Source organism: Marinimicrobium koreense, from assembly GCF_003762925.1.
GTDB lineage: Bacteria > Pseudomonadota > Gammaproteobacteria > Pseudomonadales > Cellvibrionaceae > Marinimicrobium > Marinimicrobium koreense.
Map to the genome: position 1 here is coordinate 751,725 of NZ_RJUK01000001.1, position 19,292 is coordinate 771,016.

Annotated in this window: 16 protein-coding genes; all 16 read left to right on the plus strand. The window is 51.9% G+C overall.

Annotated features, from left to right (window positions below):
• The first annotated feature begins 41 nt into the window (after window positions 1-41).
• Window positions 42-824, plus strand: coding sequence for a sulfotransferase family 2 domain-containing protein (locus EDC38_RS03180; RefSeq protein ID WP_123637294.1), 783 nt, complete (start codon window positions 42-44; stop codon window positions 822-824).
• 6 nt (window positions 825-830) lie between these two features.
• Window positions 831-1,541 (plus strand): hypothetical protein, encoded by a 711-nt coding sequence (locus tag EDC38_RS03185; RefSeq protein WP_123637295.1) that lies wholly within the window; start codon window positions 831-833, stop codon window positions 1,539-1,541.
• 71 nt (window positions 1,542-1,612) lie between these two features.
• Window positions 1,613-2,407 carry a sulfotransferase family 2 domain-containing protein gene (locus EDC38_RS03190; protein WP_123637296.1) on the plus strand — a complete coding sequence of 265 codons (795 nt, stop codon included), beginning with the start codon at window positions 1,613-1,615 and terminating at the stop codon, window positions 2,405-2,407.
• 103 nt (window positions 2,408-2,510) lie between these two features.
• A complete protein-coding gene (locus tag EDC38_RS03195) occupies window positions 2,511-3,524 on the plus strand; it encodes an NAD-dependent epimerase (protein ID WP_123637297.1) in 1,014 nt (337 codons plus the stop codon).
• Window positions 3,525-3,572: 48 nt separating this feature from the next.
• Window positions 3,573-4,118 (plus strand): dTDP-4-dehydrorhamnose 3,5-epimerase, encoded by a 546-nt coding sequence (rfbC, locus tag EDC38_RS03200; protein ID WP_123637298.1) that lies wholly within the window; start codon window positions 3,573-3,575, stop codon window positions 4,116-4,118.
• A 21-nt stretch (window positions 4,119-4,139) separates the two neighbouring features.
• Window positions 4,140-4,484, plus strand: a complete 345-nt coding sequence (locus EDC38_RS03205; RefSeq protein WP_211331030.1) for a MarR family EPS-associated transcriptional regulator — start codon at window positions 4,140-4,142, stop codon at window positions 4,482-4,484.
• A 41-nt stretch (window positions 4,485-4,525) separates the two neighbouring features.
• Entirely contained in the window at window positions 4,526-5,890 is a 1,365-nt protein-coding gene (locus tag EDC38_RS03210; RefSeq protein WP_123637299.1) for a hypothetical protein, read from the plus strand.
• A 48-nt stretch (window positions 5,891-5,938) separates the two neighbouring features.
• Complete coding sequence (locus tag EDC38_RS03215) at window positions 5,939-7,183, plus strand: glycosyltransferase (protein ID WP_170162840.1); 1,245 nt, start codon at window positions 5,939-5,941, stop codon at window positions 7,181-7,183.
• A gap of 15 nt (window positions 7,184-7,198) precedes the next feature.
• Complete coding sequence (locus tag EDC38_RS03220; RefSeq protein ID WP_123637301.1) at window positions 7,199-9,223, plus strand: glycosyltransferase; 2,025 nt, start codon at window positions 7,199-7,201, stop codon at window positions 9,221-9,223.
• A 32-nt stretch (window positions 9,224-9,255) separates the two neighbouring features.
• Window positions 9,256-10,185, plus strand: coding sequence for a hypothetical protein (locus EDC38_RS03225; protein ID WP_123637302.1), 930 nt, complete (start codon window positions 9,256-9,258; stop codon window positions 10,183-10,185).
• A 23-nt stretch (window positions 10,186-10,208) separates the two neighbouring features.
• On the plus strand, window positions 10,209-11,813 hold the full coding sequence (locus tag EDC38_RS03230) for an aldolase catalytic domain-containing protein (protein WP_123637303.1): 1,605 nt from the start codon (window positions 10,209-10,211) through the stop codon (window positions 11,811-11,813).
• A gap of 10 nt (window positions 11,814-11,823) precedes the next feature.
• Entirely contained in the window at window positions 11,824-12,504 is a 681-nt protein-coding gene (locus EDC38_RS03235; RefSeq protein ID WP_211331031.1) for an acylneuraminate cytidylyltransferase family protein, read from the plus strand.
• The gene (locus EDC38_RS03240; protein WP_211331032.1) at window positions 12,501-13,148 is read left to right on the plus strand and encodes an HAD family hydrolase; all 648 of its coding nucleotides are present in this window, start codon (window positions 12,501-12,503) and stop codon (window positions 13,146-13,148) included. The genes EDC38_RS03235 and EDC38_RS03240 overlap by 4 nt, the downstream gene beginning before the upstream one ends.
• Window positions 13,148-16,324 carry a glycosyltransferase gene (locus EDC38_RS03245; RefSeq protein ID WP_123637305.1) on the plus strand — a complete coding sequence of 1,059 codons (3,177 nt, stop codon included), beginning with the start codon at window positions 13,148-13,150 and terminating at the stop codon, window positions 16,322-16,324. The genes EDC38_RS03240 and EDC38_RS03245 overlap by 1 nt, the downstream gene beginning before the upstream one ends.
• A 27-nt stretch (window positions 16,325-16,351) precedes the next feature.
• Window positions 16,352-17,302: a sulfotransferase family 2 domain-containing protein gene (locus EDC38_RS03250; RefSeq protein ID WP_123637306.1), complete on the plus strand. Its 951-nt coding sequence runs from the start codon at window positions 16,352-16,354 to the stop codon at window positions 17,300-17,302.
• 104 nt (window positions 17,303-17,406) lie between these two features.
• Window positions 17,407-19,221: a hypothetical protein gene (locus EDC38_RS03255; RefSeq protein ID WP_123637307.1), complete on the plus strand. Its 1,815-nt coding sequence runs from the start codon at window positions 17,407-17,409 to the stop codon at window positions 19,219-19,221.
• Window positions 19,222-19,292: the final 71 nt, after the last annotated feature.

Below are 19,292 nucleotides of genomic sequence, written 5' to 3' on the forward strand. Positions count from 1 at the left end.
TTATTGGGCCAAGTTAATTTTTTGTATGCAAGAGGGTAGGAATGACTAGACAGTGTTATGTAGATCACGGCAAGAAAATTGTTGTGTTTTGGGCTCCTAAATCAGGATGCACATCGATTGTTGATATTTTTGCGGAGGGTGTTTTAGAGGGTCGTTGGGAGCTTAAGGGGAAGGCTTACTCTAGGAAGGACTTGGTTTATTTTGGGTATCATCACAATTATAGGCAAGCATACCAACTTTTGCGCTCAGGAGAAGGCTATAAAAGTATAGCTGTATTAAGAGACCCTTATGATAGGGCTGTGAGTGGTTACATTGAAAAGTTCGTCAGGCATTCAAGTGGCAGACCAATTCTAACATGCGATGACATGGAGCCTTTCGCAAGAAAAACATATATGAATATTTGCGAACATCATGGTTTGGGTGTGGCGGACGGGATTACCTTCAGACAGTTTGTCGACTATATTTGTGATTGTGTGTCAAAAAGGATGGAGAGCTTGGATCATCATTTCAATAGTCAGGTTCCACACTTTTACAGAGAGGTAGGCTTCTCTTATGACTACTTGTATAGGCTATCAAGCTTTCCAGACTTTGTGGAAAAGCTGAGTGAGCTTTCTGGAAATGATATTGATGTAGTCCACAAGCGAACCAACAAGGCTGTAATAGATCAAGATCAGTCCGGAGAGGATTACTCCGGTGCTACGAACTTCAATTTGGCGGCTATTGATGGAGGGATCAATAGAAGGCAGTTTAACGATGTTGGCTGTATGGATAGAATGACTAAAGATTTCTCAGATGATTATTTCTATTTTGATAAGGGATGTTGATTGGTAATGAAAGAGTTCGCTAACGTTCATATTGATCGAGGATCTAGCGGCAGAGTTTTTTTGGTGTTTGCGGGATTGGCGCAAGAGTATGCGATGCCTCAGTTTGAGTTTTCGAAGGCTCTATCAGGAGGTGGTGACACTTTTGTGTTTTTGAGAGATCCGTCTAGATCGTGGTACCAACATGGTATTGAAGGTATAGGTCAAAACAGAGCAGAAACTCTACAAGAGATTAAAAATCTCCTAAGTGAACTGAATTGTAATAGAGTGGTTACGATTGGTTCCTCTGCTGGGGGGTATGGAGCTATTGATTACGGTTTATATCTCGGTGCCGATGATTGCTTGGCTTTTTCACCTCAGACCATACTGTCTTCCAGTGGAAGAGCAAAGATCGGAGATGATCGATGGGAGAAGTGGTTAGGCAAGCTGTCAGATGTGTATAGGCGGGATATAAATGGTTGTTGTTTTAATGGAGCTAGGACAAGATTGCACCTGTACTATGGCAACCAAGACTCTTTGGATCGGATTCACGCCGAGAAACTGGTGGACTCTGTTAATGTTAGCTTGTATGAGGTTGTTGGAGCGAGGCATAATGTTCCTGCTTTCTTTAAAAAGCGAGATGCTCTGCGAGAAATTATCTTAAATGTAGGATCAGCTGACTACGATCCTTGTTCTACTTATGATTTCGTCGAGAATCGTACAAAGAGTTTCGACTTATAAATATTGTTGTTTTGCCGGGTTACTTCTTTGAATTGGAATTACAGTTGTATTCGCCTTGGGAGCTGTGTTTGATGGCTTTATTTAAGTATGCCTCTAACTCTAATCAAGAGCTTTCAAAGAATAGGGCTCATCAATTTGCTCAAAATCATGCATTGATGGTGTACGGAGCCAATGCCGTTTATTCATTTATTCCCAAGAATGCCTGCTCAACTCTTCGTTATTCATTAGCGATTCATAATGGTTGCATTGATGCTGGTGATGATGTTAATTGGATTCACTCCAATAACACCACTTTCCAGGCTACGCTTCGGGAAGCTGTTCAGGCGAACTATCGATTTGTGGTTCTCAGGTGTCCGTTCAAACGCGTTGCCAGTGTTTTTTTGGATAAGTTTGTTAGCAAAGACAGGCCTTCATGGGCTTATCATACATTGATGGGGCGTGACGTTTCTTTGGACGAGTTAACTTTCCAAGACTTTATTTCAACTCTTCATAATCCAAAGATTTTGTCTGGAGATGTGCATTGGACCCCTCAGGTTAACTTCCTTTTGTATTGCGAGTACTCTGATGTATTTTCAGTTGAACGATTTCCTGAAGCGGAATCGGTATTGAGCGAGAAGCTAAACTTTTCACTTTATGATGCTAGATCGCTAACAAAGCATGGACTTGATCAAGTTTCAGTGGTCGACGAAGGGATGTGGCATGGTGTTCCGGTCAAAGAGCTATATGCCATGAAACAATCTGGAATGCTTCCCTCGTATCGGGCTCTTTATTCAAACCAGTTGTTCAGAGAGGTTAAGGCTATATACTCTCGCGATGTTGACTTATATGCTAGCTGGTGCAATAGCAAAGATTTGCTCACGTTATAGAAAAATAGCAAGTATTGCTTTGCAAAGGAGATTTCAGATTCTGGCTTGAAGTAAAGATCGAGAACTTTACCCTTATGTTGTTTTATTGATTTCTGAGTTTTTTATGACAGATGTTTTAGTTACTGGTTCCGCAGGGTTTATTGGGTCCGCTTTATGCCTTGAGTTAATTAGGCTTGGTTATTCCGTAGTTGGCATTGACAACCATAATGACTATTATGATCCTCAACTGAAAGAAGCACGCTTGGCTCGGCACAATGATCACATGTCCTATGAGCATATCCGCATGGATTTGTCGGAACGCTCGAAGATGGCAGAGGTGTTTTCAGGGTACAAGCCTAGAGTTGTTGTTAATTTGGCTGCGCAAGCAGGTGTTAGGTATTCGATTGATAACCCACTGGCATTTATTGACTCAAACGTTGTTGGATTTGCTAACGTTCTGGAAGGTTGTCGTCATAATGGTGTAGAGCACTTGGTCTACGCTAGTAGTTCAAGCGTTTATGGTGCCAATGAATCGATGCCATTCTCTATCCGGGACAGTGTTGATCATCCTTTGAGCCTTTATGCTGCGAGCAAAAAATCGAACGAGCTAATGGCTCACGCATATAGCCACCTTTATAATTTGCCAACGACAGGTTTGAGATTTTTTACGGTTTATGGTCCTTGGGGAAGGCCGGACATGGCTTTGTTTAAGTTTGCTGACGCGATAGTCAAGGGTAATCCTGTCCAGCTGTTTAACAACGGTCAACATCGCCGAGATTTTACTTACATTGATGATATAGTGGAGGGGATAGTTCGTGTTCTTGCGAGGCCAGCCGCGTCTGATAGTAGGTGGAATGGACTGAATCCTGATCCTGGCTCTAGTAAATCTCCTTGGCGTGTTTACAATATTGGCAACCAGAACCCGGTGGAGTTAATGGACTATATTGCGGCGCTGGAAGAAGCCTTTGGTTTAGAAGCAAAAAAAGAGCTTTTGCCTATACAGCCTGGAGATGTTTTAGATACCTATGCAGATGTGAGTGATTTGGTAGAGAATTTTGGTTATCGACCCACGACTACAGTACAAAGCGGTGTTGGGAGCTTTGTAAAGTGGTACAGGCATTATTATGAGTGTCAATAGCACGTTTTGAAGATCCGAGCGGCAAATTTTTTAAGCCAAGAGGTGGTGATGGAATATATCAAATTGAGTGTTAACGATGTTTTTCTGTTGACGCCGAGGGTTTTTGGTGATGAGCGCGGTTTTTTTATGGAGACGTTTCGTCAATCAGAGTTTGTTGAGCACTGCGGTGACTGCCAGTTTGTTCAGGATAATCACTCAAGTTCAAGTAAAGGGATTCTTCGCGGGCTTCATTATCAGCATAAACAGCCACAGGGAAAGCTCGTGCGTGTTACCCGTGGTGAGGTGTTTGATGTTGCTGTGGATATGCGCAAGAGTTCTCCGACCTTTGGCCAGTGGGTGGGGGCCTTTCTGAGTGAATCCAACAAGCAGATGCTTTGGGTGCCGCCGGGTTTCGCTCATGGGTTCTACGTCACCAGTGAGATGGCGGAGTTTCAGTACAAGTGTACGGACTATTACGCACCCGGCGATGAGTACAGCTTGCGCTGGGATGACCCCACTGTAGGCGTCAAGTGGCCAGTTCAGAATGGCGATGTCAAGCTTTCTGACAAGGATGCCAATGGACTGGCGTTTTCCGATTGTCCTTATTTTGACTAGTAATGTGGTAAATGGCCGATCATGATGGATGACGAATATCGGTATAAGGTGCTTAAGGTCCTGGAGGATCAGCCGGAAATTACCCAGCGGCAGTTGGCCAAATCTCTCGGTATTAGCCTGGGTAAGGTGAATTATTGCCTGAAAGCGCTGGCGGAGAAGGGGATGATAAAGGCTGCCAATTTCAGGAATAGTGAGAATAAAAAGGCCTATGCTTATCTGCTGACGCCTCGCGGTATTGAGGAAAAGGCCCGGATGACCGTTGATTTTCTCCGAATCAAATTGGCTGAACATGAAGCCCTGGCTCGTGAAATTGCCGAGCTGAGAAAAGACGTGTCTGAGCTTCAGGATAAGCGGCGTCCCTATTAGTTTCGTACTCATATTTTATTTTTATTGGGAGCAATGTCTACATGGCCCTGGTTGTTGGAGCTTTACCCCATAGTCAATGGCAGCGGCTGTCACCCCTGTTGGAGGCGATGGGCTGGGACGGCCGGTCGTCCGATGCCGAACGTTGGTACTTAGGTGAACGCTCACCGGATCGTTCGGGTGATGTCAGTTACGTGCTGCTTCACAGCCGTCCGGAGCGTTGCATAGCGCAGGCCTTGGCGGATGGAAACGATCTTAAATCGGCGGTTTCCACATGGGTTACCTCTGGCGAGGCGCTATTGGCCTTTTACCGCAATAACCGTTCTAAAGCGGTGCTGTTGGATATCGACGCGGTATGCGGGAATCCGGATGAGGTGCTGAACTGGCTCGCTCATAATCACAGTGCATTGAAAACGGCGGCTAGCTCGGCTCGACAACGTTCCATTCAAGTGGGGGCGATTCGGGATGGGCAGAGTCTGGATCAGAATCTTGATCTACTGGTCGCGATTCAGGCTGTGGACCAAAGTGCGGATGTGCAAGGTTTACTGCCGTATTTCGAGGCGGCCTCAGTCCCGTTGGGGCAAGAGACCTATGCCCGACCTTTGGTGGATCTGATGTCTACCGTTGCGAATATTGAGTCCGTTAAGCGCAATAGCAAGATAGCCAAGGAAAGTATCAATGTCAGCCAAGAACAGATTACGGCTCTGGAAAAACAAGTTGGGTCTCTTAAGGAAGAAAACGACTTGGTTGTAAGAGAGCTGTTTAAAGTTCAAGAAGAGCTCGAGCGCTACTACCTGAAAAATAAGGACAAGGATTCCGAACTTGAGCGCCTAAGAGCGGATAATAAGACAATAAATGTAGAGTTGACTTCTCTGAAGAGCAAACTCGAGTACACCACTTCTGAAGTGGAAAAATTCAGTCGGGACAAGCAGAAAGAAATTGCAGCTATTCGGAAGACGTTAAGTGAAAAAGAGCGGGCGCTCAGTAAAGCGACCAAGTGGGCGAAGAAACTGGAACGTGAGCGCGATGAACTGAATACCGCGTTGATGGCGGTGCAGGGCAGTCTGTTCTGGCGTTTGACTTTCCCACTGCGGTGGGTGCTGGGCAAAGTCAAGCGGGTTGGTGGTCTGTTTCGTCGCCGTGGTATCAAGAAAAATGTGAAAGTGCTTCAGCAGTCGGAGCTGTTTGATGGTCAATGGTATCTGGCGCAATACCCGGATGTCGTACAGTCGGGATTGAAGCCGGAGGAGCACTATGTGCGCCACGGTGCCTTTGAGGGACGCGATCCGAGCCCGTACTTTTCCAGCAAGAATTATCTGCGTGCGAATCCGGATGTGGCCAAGGCCGGGTTGAATCCGTTGGTACATTATGTGTTGCATGGAAAGGATGAGGGACGGCGTGTTGCGTAAGTCATGCCCACAGGAGGTGTTGTGAAGGTTGGGGTTTGTGGATGGGAGTTGTCCCATAATGCGGCGGGTCGGGCGGTTACACTGCTCGATCTATATCGGCGGGTGCCAGGGTGCGAGGCATCGCTGATTGGCTGTATTTTTCCCCACTGGGGACGTGAGCTCTGGAGCCCGTTGCAGGGAATGGGGCTGGATCCCGACGTGGTGCTTGTGGAAGACCCCGCTCGCTTTCTGGCGCAAGCCGAGGAGCTGGTTAAGCGTCAGCGCTTTGATGTCGTACACTTGTCCAAACCCAAGTTGCCCAATATTGTTATCGGCTTGTTGTATAAGCTGATCTGGCAGGCGCAGGTTATCGTCGATATCGATGATGAGGAGCTGGCCTTTGTGGGTGCCGATCACCCGGTGACCGCCCCCTCGGAACTGGAGGTTCCCGTCGATGATCTGACCGGCAAGGCGGCCACCCAACTGGCGGTCGGGCTGTCCCGCTACTTTGACGGCATAACCGTCTCTAATCCCGCGCTGCAGCGGGTGTATGGCGGTGAGGTGATCCCCCATGCGCGCGACGAGGTCTCGTTCAGCCCTTCTCTGGCCCGTCGACGGTTCAATCGGGCCCTGTTTGGCGTACCGGACGACTGCAAAGTGGTGCTGTTCAGCGGTACACCCCGTAAGCACAAGGGGATTTTTGATATCGCCGAGTCGCTTGCCACCCTTGGCCGGGGGGATGTGCGGTTTGTCCTGGTGGGGGACTTTCCGTTTTCGGACGTCAAGGAGGAGCTGCTGCGCATTCGGGGTGTGAACTTTCAGCTAGTTGCGGGTCAGTCCTACCGGGATACGGCGGATGTGGTGTCGATCGGGGATGTGGTGGTACTGCTGCAGGACGCGGAGTCCCGGGCGGCGGAGTTCCAGGTGCCTGCCAAGCTGACCGATGCACTGGCGATGGGGCTGACGGTGCTGGCTCAGGAGCTGCCCGCATTGAGTGATTTGGCGGCGGCGGGCGCTTTCCAGCCCGTTACCCGGCAGAACCTGACCTCCGCACTCGCGGCGGCGTTGGATGCGCCCATTGATCCGGTTCATTCACCCGCCAGAAACCTCTTCCTGGAGCGGTTGTCCATGCAGAGTGTGGCGCCCCGCCTGGAACGCTATATCGTTGGGTGTGGTCGCAAACGCTTGACGACAAAACCCACTGATCTGGAGCCTTTTCGGAATCAGTTGCTGGAAACCGATAGCGCTGGCCGGAGCCGGGTTTCCAACGATTTTCTGCGGTTGGTGTCCGATACGCTTTCGACACTTGCCTGACGCTTAATTCATTCAATGAGTCACGCTATTTTGGTCAATTCGTCTTCACCCTCCGTGTCTGACTACTTCGATAACATTTATCTGGTGAACCTGGAGCATGAGACCGAGAATCGCTTCAAGGTGGCTCACCATCTGCGCGCCCATGGCATCCGGTTTGAGCTGTTTGCAGCGGTGAATGGTTACCAGGGAGAGGCGTATGCCAAGTGGCAGGAATACTCGGCCCGGCCCCTTGGGGCTCTGCGGCGCTTCCCGGAGTTCAACGAAAAGGAAAAAAGCCGGGGCAAGCACTTTATCGAGTCTGCCGGAGCGATCGGCTATATCCACACCTACATTGCCATTCTGAAAGACGCCAGGCGGCGTAATTTCAAACGCATTCTCATTCTTGAGGATGATGTCATCCTCGCCAACGATTTCGGCGAGGCCTTCCAGCGCTTTCTGACGTCGGTGGGTGATGACTGGAAGGTGTTGCAATTGGGGGCGTCCCAGTACAAGTGGGGCGATGTGGACCTGGATGCGGCCAAGGCAAACGGCTATTACTATCCGCGTAGCCTGGCGACCTGTGGTTCCTTTGCGATTGCCTTTGATCACAGTGTGTTTGATGAGCTGATCGAGATCGAATCCAGCTTTGAGGCGCCCTTTGACCACATTACCCTGGGCGAGCTCTATGAGCGGCACTTTGGTAAGTGCTATGTGGCGTACCCAAACATCGTGATGCCGGATGTTGGCACCAGTACCATTCGCGGTGCCCGGAATCAGTTTGAGCACGGTAAACGCATGAAATGGGATGTCACCAATTTCAACTATCCCCTGAACAAGTTCAGCGTGGGGTTACTGGTGCGTCATCCCGCTCAGGCACGAAATCTGTTGGAGGCGGTAAAACGGAATGAATTGCCGGTAACGCTGGCGGTATTGGGTGTTTCGCCCGATGGGGTGCGTCCCATTCATAACGCGGAACTGACCACCGTTGAAGACTGGCAGGGCGCCCTCCCGGAAGACGCCTTGGGAGAGCTCTCGGCCTACGATTGCTATGCTTATACCGCGTCGACTGCTGATGTAGAGATAAGCGACATTGTTCGATTGGTGGAGTCCAGGCTTGCGTTGTCCTCGTCTGACAGCGGCCCTCTGATTCCCTTCCAGCCTCGAGCTCGAGCGTTGGTGGCGGGGCGGGTGAGTACCATCATTCCGTCCTACAAGCGCCCGGAGAACCTGCTGCGAGCGTTGACTTCTGTGGCTGGCCAAAGCTGGGCGGACAAGGAAGTGATCGTGGTGTCTGATAACGGTGAAGGTAGCCCGTACAACGAAGAAACCCGCGCGGTCGTTGAGAAGGTGCGACGCAAGTATCCCGATGTCGTCATTCACTATGTCGAACACAGTGTCAATCGCAATGGGGCGGCGGCCCGGAACACCGGGTTGCAGTACGCCTCCGGGGAGTTTGTCACCTTTCTCGATGATGACGACGAGTATTTGGGTGGTCGACTGGAAAAGTCCGTTCGGAAACTGCAGGTTTTGCCCAAGGCCGTGGGCGCGGTCTATTGTGGCTTTCTGGGGTGGAACTCTCCGGCCAACAACGAGTCCCGGTACCCGAAAGGTAATGTGTCGGAACACATTTTAACACTGGATTACAAAAAACATTATCTTCACACCAATACGGCGACCTACCGGCGCCCGTACCTTGATATGATTAATGGCTTTGACGAAAGCTATCCGCGTCATCAGGACCTGGAGTTTAACCTCCGGTACATGGCGGTTTCCGGGTTTGAGACCGTACCTGAATGCCTGGTTCGCCTGAACCCTCAACCTTCGACGGTCAGCAACAAGGTTTACGGCACGCGCTTTCTGGCCATCAAGCAGAAGTTCCTAAACGAATTCGCCTGGCTGATTGACCGCTTTGAGGCGCCACTGAGAAACCGGATTTATCACACGCACTGGGATGAGGTGTACCGGTATGTGGCGGACCGCGATGAGGTGTTGTCGGCGCTTCGCGGCCAAGTCACCAATGGCGAGCTGCAACTATTTTTAAGACTGACAGGCGAGGCTTGATACGCTTCGCTTTATATTTATATGGATGAATTATGATCGTTAACGTAGGTGGGTTTGGACACACCGGCAATACAGCACTGTTGGACTTTCTGATCGATACGGGTCACTTTGCCCCCTTGGCCAGGGATTTTGGTGAGTCTTCGATTCTGCGGGGCAAGTGGTGTCTTAATGGCATGTTCAAGAGCCTGAAACAGGCGCAGTGTGATGTTCCGGTTTCGTTCTACACGGACGCCTTTTTGGGGGTCATTCGCGATGAACATGAGCCGTTCGGCCCACCGGATATCAATGATTTCAAGCGAAATGCGCGGGTGTTGCACCTGCTGGGCGATGGGTATCGGACGTTGGTCAAGCGGCTGGTCGATGACTTTGAGCAGGCCCTGACCAGCCGATCCGGGGAAGCGGCATTTGTCAGTCAGACGGTTGCGCCGTTCTATCGCGAGCTGGAAGCGCTGGTCAAAAGCAAAACCCCCACGGGTGAGCCGGGGTACATGCTGACCCGAAATGACCCGGCGGGCTATGCTATCGCGCTGTTGGACAAGATAGAATTCGATTTTCACTTGTCCATCATTCGTAATCCGGTGGATGTGGCCTATGAGTGGTGCCAGTTTTACCATAAAACCGTTGATGAGCCGACGATCCGAAAGTTCGCAAACCAGTTCTGCAAGAAAATCGATCGGTTTACTCGTGAATTTGAGGCGCTGACGCCTCGAAGCCGTGAGAGGGTAGCCTTGATTGCGTTTGAGGATATTGTGTCTTCCGTGCCGGTTCGCGCCTCGCTGTGCGAGCGCCTGGCGATTCCGGTTCCCTCCCACGCAGTGCGTTTCGATGCATCGAAGTCAGTCAAGAACGTTGGTGTAGGGCAGGTCATGGATGAAGACCTCAAGGCCTTTGTCTCGAAAGTTTGCGGTAAAAAGTACGAAGAATTCTCGCGGCGTTATGAGTCATTGCTCATTTCGCCTTAGTACACAGATTGGATGGGTGAGTTATGAAGGTTTTGGATTGCACATTACGGGATGGCGGCTATTACAATAGCTGGAATTTTACGACCACCCTGGCGAACGCCTACCTGAAAGCAATGGTGGCAGCCCGGGTGGATATTGTTGAGCTGGGGCTACGCTCGTTCATCAACAAGGGCTTCAAGGGGCCCAATGCCTACACGACGGATGACTATCTGGAGTCTCTGGAGATTCCCGCCGGGCTGGATGTGGCGGTAATGGTCAATGCCTCCGAGCTGGTGGGGGAGGCGGTCCTTGAAGAAAAGCTGGGCCGGTTGTTTCCCAAAGCGGCGTCGGACTCCAAAGTGGATGTGGTGCGCATTGCCTGTCACGTCCATGAGTTCAAAGAGGCCTTGCCGGCGAGCCAGTGGCTGAAAGACAAAGGCTTTACCGTCGGATTCAACCTGATGCAGGTGGCGGATCGCTCTCCGGACGAGATTTCGGAATTGGCCAAGGAGGCCAGTCAATACCCGGTGGATGTCCTGTATTTTGCCGACAGCATGGGCAGTATGACGCCGACGGATACCCTGAATATTCTTGGTCACTTCAGAACGCACTGGAAGGGCCCCATGGGTATTCATACCCACGACAACAAAGGGTTAGCACTGCAGAACACCATGACGGCCCTGGAGCAAGGCGTGGAATGGCTGGACGCAACAGTTACCGGTATGGGGCGTGGCCCAGGCAATGCCCGTACCGAGGAGTTGGTCATCGAGGCGGCGGATATTCGCAACACGGAGCTGAATCTGGTGCCGCTAATGACGCTGATTCGGGAGTTCTTCCAGCCATTGAAGGCCAAGTGCGGCTGGGGCTCCAACCCTTATTATTACTTGTCCGGCAAGTACGGGATTCACCCGACCTATATTCAGGAAATGTTGGGCGACTCCCGCTATAGCGAAGAGGATGTACTGGCGACCATTGATCACCTGAAACAGGAAGGTGGCAAAAAGTTCAGCTTTAACACCCTCGACGCCACGCGTAACTTCTATGTCGGTAAGCCGAGAGGGAACTGGAAACCGTCCGACCGGTTTGCGGATCGCGAGGTCCTGTTATTAGGTACCGGACCCGGCGTGGCGGATCACCAGCAGGCGCTGGAAGCTTATATTGCCAAGCATAAGCCGGTCGTGGTCGCCATGAATACCCAGTCGGCGCTGGATCAATCACTGATTGATGTCCGTATCGCCTGTCATCCGGTACGTCTGCTGGCGGACCGTGACCACTACTCGGAGCTGCCTCAGCCCCTCATTACACCGGCCTCCATGCTGCGTGATGACGTCAAGGCGGCCTTTGAGGGTAAGGAGCTTCTGGATTACGGACTGTCCGTCGAGGAAGATACTTTCCGGTTTGATGATTATGCCTGTGTGTTGCCGTCTTCGTTGGTGGTCTGTTACGCACTGGCGGTGCTGACCGCCGGAAGTGCTCGCCGTATCCTGATGGCCGGGTTTGACGGCTATTCGGCCGATGATCCCCGTAACGCGGAAATGAACACCATCCTCAGTCTGTATCAGGATCATGACCAGTCACGGGAGATCCTGTCGATTACGGATACTCGCTACGAGATGCCCGCTAAAAGTGTTTACGGGATGATGGGGTAGAGCCATGGGAATGAACGTATTTTTGCCCTGCCGTCAAGGCAGTGAGCGAGTGCCTAGAAAAAACATCAAGCCGTTTGCGGATTATCCGAACGGCCTGCTGCAGCTGAAGCTGGAGCAACTGAGCGATGCAACCCGGGTGGACCGGATTTACCTTTCCACCAACGATCATGACATTATCGCTTACGCGGAATCCCTGGATAACCCGAAGCTGGTGGTGCACCGTCGTGACGACGCGCTCTGTACCAGTGCCACCAGTACGGATGAATTGATGGCCCACGTCGTGGACCTGATCCCGGGTGGCGATGTGTTGTGGACACATGTTACCTCGCCGTTTGTCGGCTCCGACACCTATGATCAGATCATTCAGGCTTATTACGACGGGCTAGAGCAGGGCTACGACTCATTGATGACAACGACCCTGATCCGTTCCTTCCTGTGGAATGATAACGGTCCGATCAACTATGACCGAGCGGTCGAGAAATGGCCCCGTACCCAAACCCTTCCCGCCGTCCATGAAGTCAACAGTGCGGCCTTTGTGAGCAGCCACGATAACTATCAGCGTTTTCAGGACCGGATTGGACAGAACCCGGTTCTGTTTCCGTTAGGTCATATTGTGGCCCATGATATCGACTGGGACGATGACTTTGTTCTGGCGGAGTCAATCGTGAAAGCGGGACTGGCCAACCTATGATGGATCAGTACCGAACAATCGTGTTTGATTGCGACGGGGTCATTCTGGACTCCAACAAGGTAAAAACAGAGGCGTTTTACCAGGCCGCCTTGCCTTACGGGGAAGAAGCGGCGAGGGCGTTGGTGCAATACCATGTGAGTAACGGTGGTATATCCCGTTACGTCAAATTTGAAGCCTTTCTCTCGGAGTTGGCGCCTGCGGGAACCCCAGGCCCTGGGCTCGATGAACTCCTCGAACGCTATGCCAGCTCGGTAAAACAGGGACTGCTGGAGTGTCGAGTCACCGAAGGACTTGATGAGCTGAGGGCGGCAACGCCCAAGGCGTCCTGGCTGGTAGCTTCGGGTGGAGACCAGAACGAGCTTAGGAGTGTTTTTGCGCAGCGAGAACTCGCCTCTTTGTTTGATGGCGGGATTTTTGGAAGTCCGGATGACAAGAAAGTGATTCTGCAGCGTGAATTGGCGGCTTTACCCGATGACAAACCCGCTCTGTTTATTGGTGACAGCCGCTACGATCATGAGGTGGCTCAGACATTTGGCCTGGACTTCGTGTTTGTCAGTCAGTGGACGGAGTTCAGCGGGTGGGAGGCCTATTGCCGCAGCCATGGCATTCCGGTGGTGGATGCACCGAGGGACCTGCTGAGCTGATGATGGACGAGCGCCGAGCCGCGAAGGAGATCGCTGCATCCGGGTGGTTTGATGAAACCTGGTACCGCGAAGTATACGGTGCTGATGACGCATCGAGCCTGGATCCGGTAACCCACTACCTCCGCTACGGGGCAGACTGTGAAAGGGACCCGAGCCCCTGGTTTTCCACGTCTGCTTATCGGGATCAGGTCGGGCCGTCTGTTTTGGCGGGTATCAATCCGCTCTGGCATTACATGCAGTTTGGGCGGCTGCAAGGGCGAAGAATTTCGCCTTCGACACTGGCGAATGATAGGAAGGTGACCGCCCGTCATGCGTTGGAGCTCAGCGCGAAAGCACTGGAAAGCAAGCTCTGGGGTGGCTTTTCAGAGGCCGCGTTGTCGGCCTTGCAGGCCAAGGTGTGTATGCCGACGGTAGACGATGCTGAGCGAGCATCGGCTTGCTGGGCGCTTGCCCGTTGGTTCTCTGCCCGGGGCGAGTCTCTCAGGGCGGTGCGCTATCTCGAGCAGCGGGCCGTTATTGATGCTGACGCCTCCACTTCTCGCGACCATCTCATTCTTCTGGTTAACAGTCTGGCGTTGGCCGGTAATGGCGAACGGGCCTGGGCTCTGTCAAGTAAAGCGAGGCGGCGTTTCAGGGGAGCGGTGGATGTTCAGCTGATCAGCGCCAATGCGCTCTGGGCTCTGGATGACCTTCAGTATGAGAGCGAGCGCCTGTCGACCATTAACAGCGTATTCCAGTCAATTGGTGCCAGTGCTGTAAAAAAAGCCGATGCCAGTCAGCCGTTGGCACTGGATAATTTACGCTGCGAGCCTGCACCTGAGGTGGATGCTTCAGGCGAGCTTATTACCATCATCATGCCGGTATTCAACGCGGGCGACTCGGTGGCCTTTGCGATCGAGAGTATCCTGGCTCAGAGCTGGTCCCATTTTGAGCTATTGGTGGTGGACGACTGCAGTGAGGATGACACCGTTGCCGTTGTTGCCCGTTATTGTGAACGGGACCAGCGGGTTCGACTGATCCGGAATCCCCTGAACGCCGGAGCCTACTATTGCCGTAATCTAGCGCTTGTGGAAGCCAAAGGTCGGTTGATCACGGTGCACGACAGTGATGACTGGTCTCATGCCGAGAAACTGGAACGCCAGGTAGCCGCGTTGCGGAGTGCTCCCTCTGCGATGGCTTCACTGACCGATTGGGTTCGGGCCCGGAAAGACCTGTTTTTTACTGGTACCTACCGGTTCGGCGGCACGCTGGTTTCTGAAAACCTGTCGTCACTGATGTTTCGCCGCTCAATTCTCGATGAATTGGGGAGTTGGGATCTTGTCCGCGCCGGGGCGGATACCGAGTTTCTGCAGCGGATAAAAGCCCGATATGGCAAATCCTCTGTGGTGAAAGTGAATCCTGGCACTCCGTTATCATTGTCGTTGGATCAGCCCAGGTCGCTTACACGTACCTCATTGACCCACACGCGAACCCAGTTTTACGGCCCGAGACGAGAATACCGGGAGAGCGCCGCTGCATGGCACCGAATGGCCGCACCAGATCAGCTGTTTGTCTCGCCGGAAGCCAGTAAACGACCGTTTCCCGCTCCGGATGTCATGCAGGTAACGCCAGGACATCCGCGCCGCTATGACCTGGTGGTGGTCGCTGATTTCAATATGAGCGGCGGAGCCTATGGTTCCACAATGCAGTACGTTGAAGCCGCATTGACCCTGGGGCTGAGCGTGGCGCTTTGTCAGTGGCGGCGCTTTGATCTGGATACAACCGCTCCCTTCAATGAGGGACTACGCCGCCGAGCCCTGAGTGGGGAATTTGACGTTCTTGCTCCGGGTGATGAGGCCACTGCTGAGACCGTGCTGATTGGCTATCCGGTCATTCTGAATCACAAGCCGGATCTGCTTCCCGTGCTGCGGACGGAGCGGCTGCTGATTCTCGTCAACCAGATGGCATCCCGACTGTATTCAGGAGGGGATGCTCAATACGATCCGGTCGAGGTCACGGCCAACATTCATTGCTGGTTTGGCGTTTACCCCACGTGGGTTCCCATATCGGGTCTCGTTCATCGCCTGATGATTCAGGATGGGCGTTACTCAAGGATCCATGATGACATTTGGACACCGTTGCAGCCCGTCAATCTGGATTCTGGGGAGCATGTGCGTTGGCGAGGCGGCGAACGGACAGTTCCGGTTATTGGTCGGCACTCCCGAGATCATTACACCAAGTGGTCCCAAAGTGCGGAGCGAATCAGTCAGGCCTACTGCGCTGGTCAGGCCTGCGAGGTGCGTTTGCTGGGCGGTGCCGATTGTGCACTGAGTATACTCGGGGAGAAGCCCCGTAACTGGGTGTTGCACCCTTTCACGGATGATACCGCAAGCTTCCTGAGGGACCTCGACTTCTACGTTCATTATCCCTACGAAGACTATATCGAGGAGTTTGGCCGAGCGGTTCTGGAGGCGATGAGTTACGGAATACCGGTAATATTACCGCCGGTTTTCCGCGATACCTTCGGCCCGGCGGCGACTTACGCAGAGCCAGACGAGGTTTGGCAGCGTGTCACTGAGCTGTGGCAAAGTGAACAGGCTTACCTGGAGGCGGGCCGTAGATCCTACGAGTTTGTCCGCCGGAACGCCGGCTATGATCAGCTCGCCAATCGATTGAACCGGGAAATGACCACGATGAGTACGCAAGAGCAAACCGAATTTGAACTTCGCCGGAAGGTGGAATCGATGAAAGTTCGACTTGAGCAAGCCGAACGTGAGTTGTCACAAAAACACCGGGAAGTGGCCGCCTTGACACGCCTTTTGGAAAATCGTGACCGGGGCCCCGAACGCTCCTTTCCGGTTCGCCCCTGGCATGAGCGCTTCTGGCGTACCGCCAGTAAAAAACTGCCTGGCCGGGCCGTCAGGGCCATTGCCAACTCCTCATGGTTTGACGCTCAGTGGTATCGGGACCACTATCCCGAAGTGCAGGGTAGTGCACTGTTCAAGCTATCTCCTGCACTGCATTACCTGAGGGTAGGGGGCTTTGAAGGCAAGGACCCGGGACCGGACTTCGATAGCGATTGGTACTTGAACACCAATCCGGATGTCAAGGCGGCCGGTGTCAACCCCTTGTACCACTACATTCTTTTTGGCCGGAGCGATGGACGTCGCCCCCACCCGGGGAAATCCGGACTCTAATCCGATTATTGATTACGACATGTCACGATGAAACCTATTTATTTTGTACATATTCCGAAAACCGCGGGCACCAGCTTCCGGGTAGCCTCTTTGAAGTATTACGGTAAGCGTTCCATTGTGTGCGACTATGGAGAATCGGCGCCTGAAACGAGCGATCTGGTTAAACAGTATGCTTACCAGAACCGGGACTACTGGAAGCTTTTTGAGCAGATCAAGCGCGATGGCTCAGCCATGCTGGGCGGACATGTTTCGATATTGAAATACGTCACCGGTCTGGGTGTTGCCAATACCGTCGTTTTCTTTCGAGACCCACTACAGAGAATGTACTCTGAGTATCAGCATCTTGTTCGACACAAGAAGATTGGAGGGACGTTCAGAGACTTTTTCAGCCGGTCAGTCTATGTGAATGTTTTCAGCCGAAAGTTGGAGAATGTTCCGGTTGAAGCCGTCGGCTTGCTCGGCTTGACAGAAGCGTACGGGGAGTCTCTGAGTGTGTTTAACCGTACCTTTGACTCTGACTTGAGGGAGCTGGAGGAGAATAAAGGGCGAAAAGCACTTGATCAAACTCATCAGATTAATCAGGACGATATTGAGTATTTTCTTGAGCTGAATGACAAGGATATCGCTTTTTACAGTCACGTCCGATCACTTTTTGAACAGAGATTGGCCTTCCACAACAGTAATCTGGCTTACGCACATGCAAAGCTTACAAGCGTGACGACCAAGAAGATATCGGGGTGGGCCTGGTGGGCAGGGGATCAAACAGATCCCGTGGATGTTGTGGTAAGAGTTAATGGCCACCCCGTTGATACGGTGAAGGCGACGGCTCTCAAACCACAGCTGCTTCGATTCAACCCTCCGAGAGCCGGATATGTCGGGTTTTCCTCGGATGTGTCTATTGAGGCGGGTGACAAGGTTGATTGTATTGTGAAGAAAACCGGACAGGTGTTTCCGCTTACACCGGAAGTGGTGTCGTAGCGAATGATTTTTATCAGATATATTTAAGGAATTTGAGGATGAAGTTTTTTGTCGGAAGTGAAAGATTCACTTCAAGATTCAGGGAAGGTGCGTCGTTGGCCAGTATGGAAAAACTGTTCTTCGGAAACGGTTTCGTCGTAGGACTGACGGGAGAGTACAAGACTTTCAAGTCGACCCATATGACGTTCGGCGGTGCCAGATTGACCGAGGACTCATTTCTGGCCCACTGGAACTTTCAGAAGGCCTCAGATGAAGAGGTATATAAGCACTACGAGAACAGGTTGACAGATTTCAGCCTTGGCGCCTTTGGTTTGTTGGCCTGGACGGAAAGTGAGTGGGAGGTGGCACTTGATCAATTGGCGCAGTACGCCGTTTTTATCTGGCGTGAAGGGGATGACTATCTGATCAGTAATTCGCTCGAACTGATGATTCAGGTGCTTAAGTTGCATCGAGTAGTAGTCAGAAAGTCACCTGAAAATGCGGTTGAGGCATTGCTTTATGGAACTTCTTTTGGTGGTGCAACGGGCTACGTTGGAGTACGCCTGTGTTGCACGACGAGTCTGGTGTATTCGGAAGGTCAGCTTCGGGGCGATGACTACGATTTCTTGAACAAACTGTATGCCAGTGATTCTCAAACGTATGATGAACTGCTGGACAAAACAGTGACATTCCTCAAGTCGGCCGCGCGGAATCTCAACCCTGATAAGGTTGGAGGGAAGATTCTCTCGGATTTGACAGGTGGCGTCGACAGCCGGATGGTGATGTCCCTGTTGATGTGCTCGTCATTGCCAACCGAAGAGCTGGAGGTTTTTTGCCTCGGTTCGGATGCGCGGGCTGACAAGATCGTTGCGGATTATCTGGTTGAGAAATATGGGTTTAAGCCCGGAGTATTCTACAATGCCAAGTCCCCGGAGGGCGTCAGCCCGGCCGATTCAATTGAACGGGGCGTTCGCCGCTTTCATGGCATGAAGCTGGCGGATTTTGGTGATTTCGGTGATGGAAGAATCATAGGTCAAACCAAGCTTACGGGATACTACGGTGAACTGACTCGTCTGTTTTACGATTTTGAACCTGGTGCCAATGAGGCGTTGGCAGACAGGCTGGTTTCCGCTGCCGGTGTTCAGCAGTATTTCACAAGGGAGGTCATGCATGGCTTCAAGCGGAAGGTGTGTGGCTTTCTTGAGCGTATTGATGCATTGGGGGTCGGCTTCGAGGATAAGCTGAACGCGCTGTATCTCTTGAATAGAAACAAGGTACACTTCGGCATGTCGGCTTACTTGGCGGACAATACAAGGCAAGCCTTCCATCCGTTGTGTTCATCATTGTTCACAAAGCTCTCGGGAAAGCTGTCCCGGGAAGATCGCTCTGTCAATCGCGTGGCTTTTGATGTAATTGACGGCCTGTCAAAGAATCTTCTGTGTGAACCTATGGCAGAGAAAGTCTGGGCCCAGGAGCTCTTTGACACTGAGTTTGACTATGGCGCTTATCGTCAATCAGCCTTTGTCAGGAATGGTGATGATCCACTGTCCGATCGACGTTACAAATATGGCCAGCGAAACCTCCTTCATGCGGCACAGCCAAAGAAGCTGGTTGATTCCGGGTTCTCCGACCGGATGAGGAAGTCCGGAGCCCAGTATCACTGGGCTCTGCTGCCCGACGTGGTCAGTCGACTACGGTTCTATATTAACCGGCTTGATCAGTCCGAAATGGCGGGATCATTAAGCCAGGTGCTTGAGGTGGATCGCGTAAAGGGCTTGCTGGCTCAAATCAATTTCGACGCTGCGTCACACAAGGATGCGGGATTGACGAATGGTGAAGCCAAGTTTTTGCTCAAACTGTTATCGACATTTTCCTGGGTCCTGGGCGATGACAGGCTGCTCAGCGTCGACTATACGTTCAATGTGGGAACCCTTAACTGATGCGTCGGCTTTTCGATAAAGCCCTTCGTTCTGTGAAGATGTTCAGGCACGCTGTCAGAGCGTTTATCCGA

Bases quoted from the DNA above. Each gene is read 5' to 3' on its own strand.
- EDC38_RS03245 (WP_123637305.1), top strand. From the start codon at position 13,148: ATGATGGACGAGCGCCGAGCCGCGAAGGAGATCGCTGCATCCGGGTGG.
- EDC38_RS03195 (WP_123637297.1), top strand. From the start codon at position 2,511: ATGACAGATGTTTTAGTTACTGGTTCCGCAGGGTTTATTGGGTCCGCT.
- EDC38_RS03220 (WP_123637301.1), top strand. From the start codon at position 7,199: ATGAGTCACGCTATTTTGGTCAATTCGTCTTCACCCTCCGTGTCTGAC.
- EDC38_RS03225 (WP_123637302.1), top strand. From the start codon at position 9,256: ATGATCGTTAACGTAGGTGGGTTTGGACACACCGGCAATACAGCACTG.
- EDC38_RS03210 (WP_123637299.1), top strand. From the start codon at position 4,526: ATGGCCCTGGTTGTTGGAGCTTTACCCCATAGTCAATGGCAGCGGCTG.
- EDC38_RS03240 (WP_211331032.1), top strand. From the start codon at position 12,501: ATGATGGATCAGTACCGAACAATCGTGTTTGATTGCGACGGGGTCATT.
- EDC38_RS03235 (WP_211331031.1), top strand. From the start codon at position 11,824: ATGAACGTATTTTTGCCCTGCCGTCAAGGCAGTGAGCGAGTGCCTAGA.
- EDC38_RS03190 (WP_123637296.1), top strand. From the start codon at position 1,613: ATGGCTTTATTTAAGTATGCCTCTAACTCTAATCAAGAGCTTTCAAAG.
- EDC38_RS03250 (WP_123637306.1), top strand. From the start codon at position 16,352: ATGAAACCTATTTATTTTGTACATATTCCGAAAACCGCGGGCACCAGC.
- EDC38_RS03205 (WP_211331030.1), top strand. From the start codon at position 4,140: ATGATGGATGACGAATATCGGTATAAGGTGCTTAAGGTCCTGGAGGAT.
- rfbC (WP_123637298.1), top strand. From the start codon at position 3,573: ATGGAATATATCAAATTGAGTGTTAACGATGTTTTTCTGTTGACGCCG.
- EDC38_RS03230 (WP_123637303.1), top strand. From the start codon at position 10,209: ATGAAGGTTTTGGATTGCACATTACGGGATGGCGGCTATTACAATAGC.
- EDC38_RS03180 (WP_123637294.1), top strand. From the start codon at position 42: ATGACTAGACAGTGTTATGTAGATCACGGCAAGAAAATTGTTGTGTTT.
- EDC38_RS03255 (WP_123637307.1), top strand. From the start codon at position 17,407: ATGGAAAAACTGTTCTTCGGAAACGGTTTCGTCGTAGGACTGACGGGA.
- EDC38_RS03185 (WP_123637295.1), top strand. From the start codon at position 831: ATGAAAGAGTTCGCTAACGTTCATATTGATCGAGGATCTAGCGGCAGA.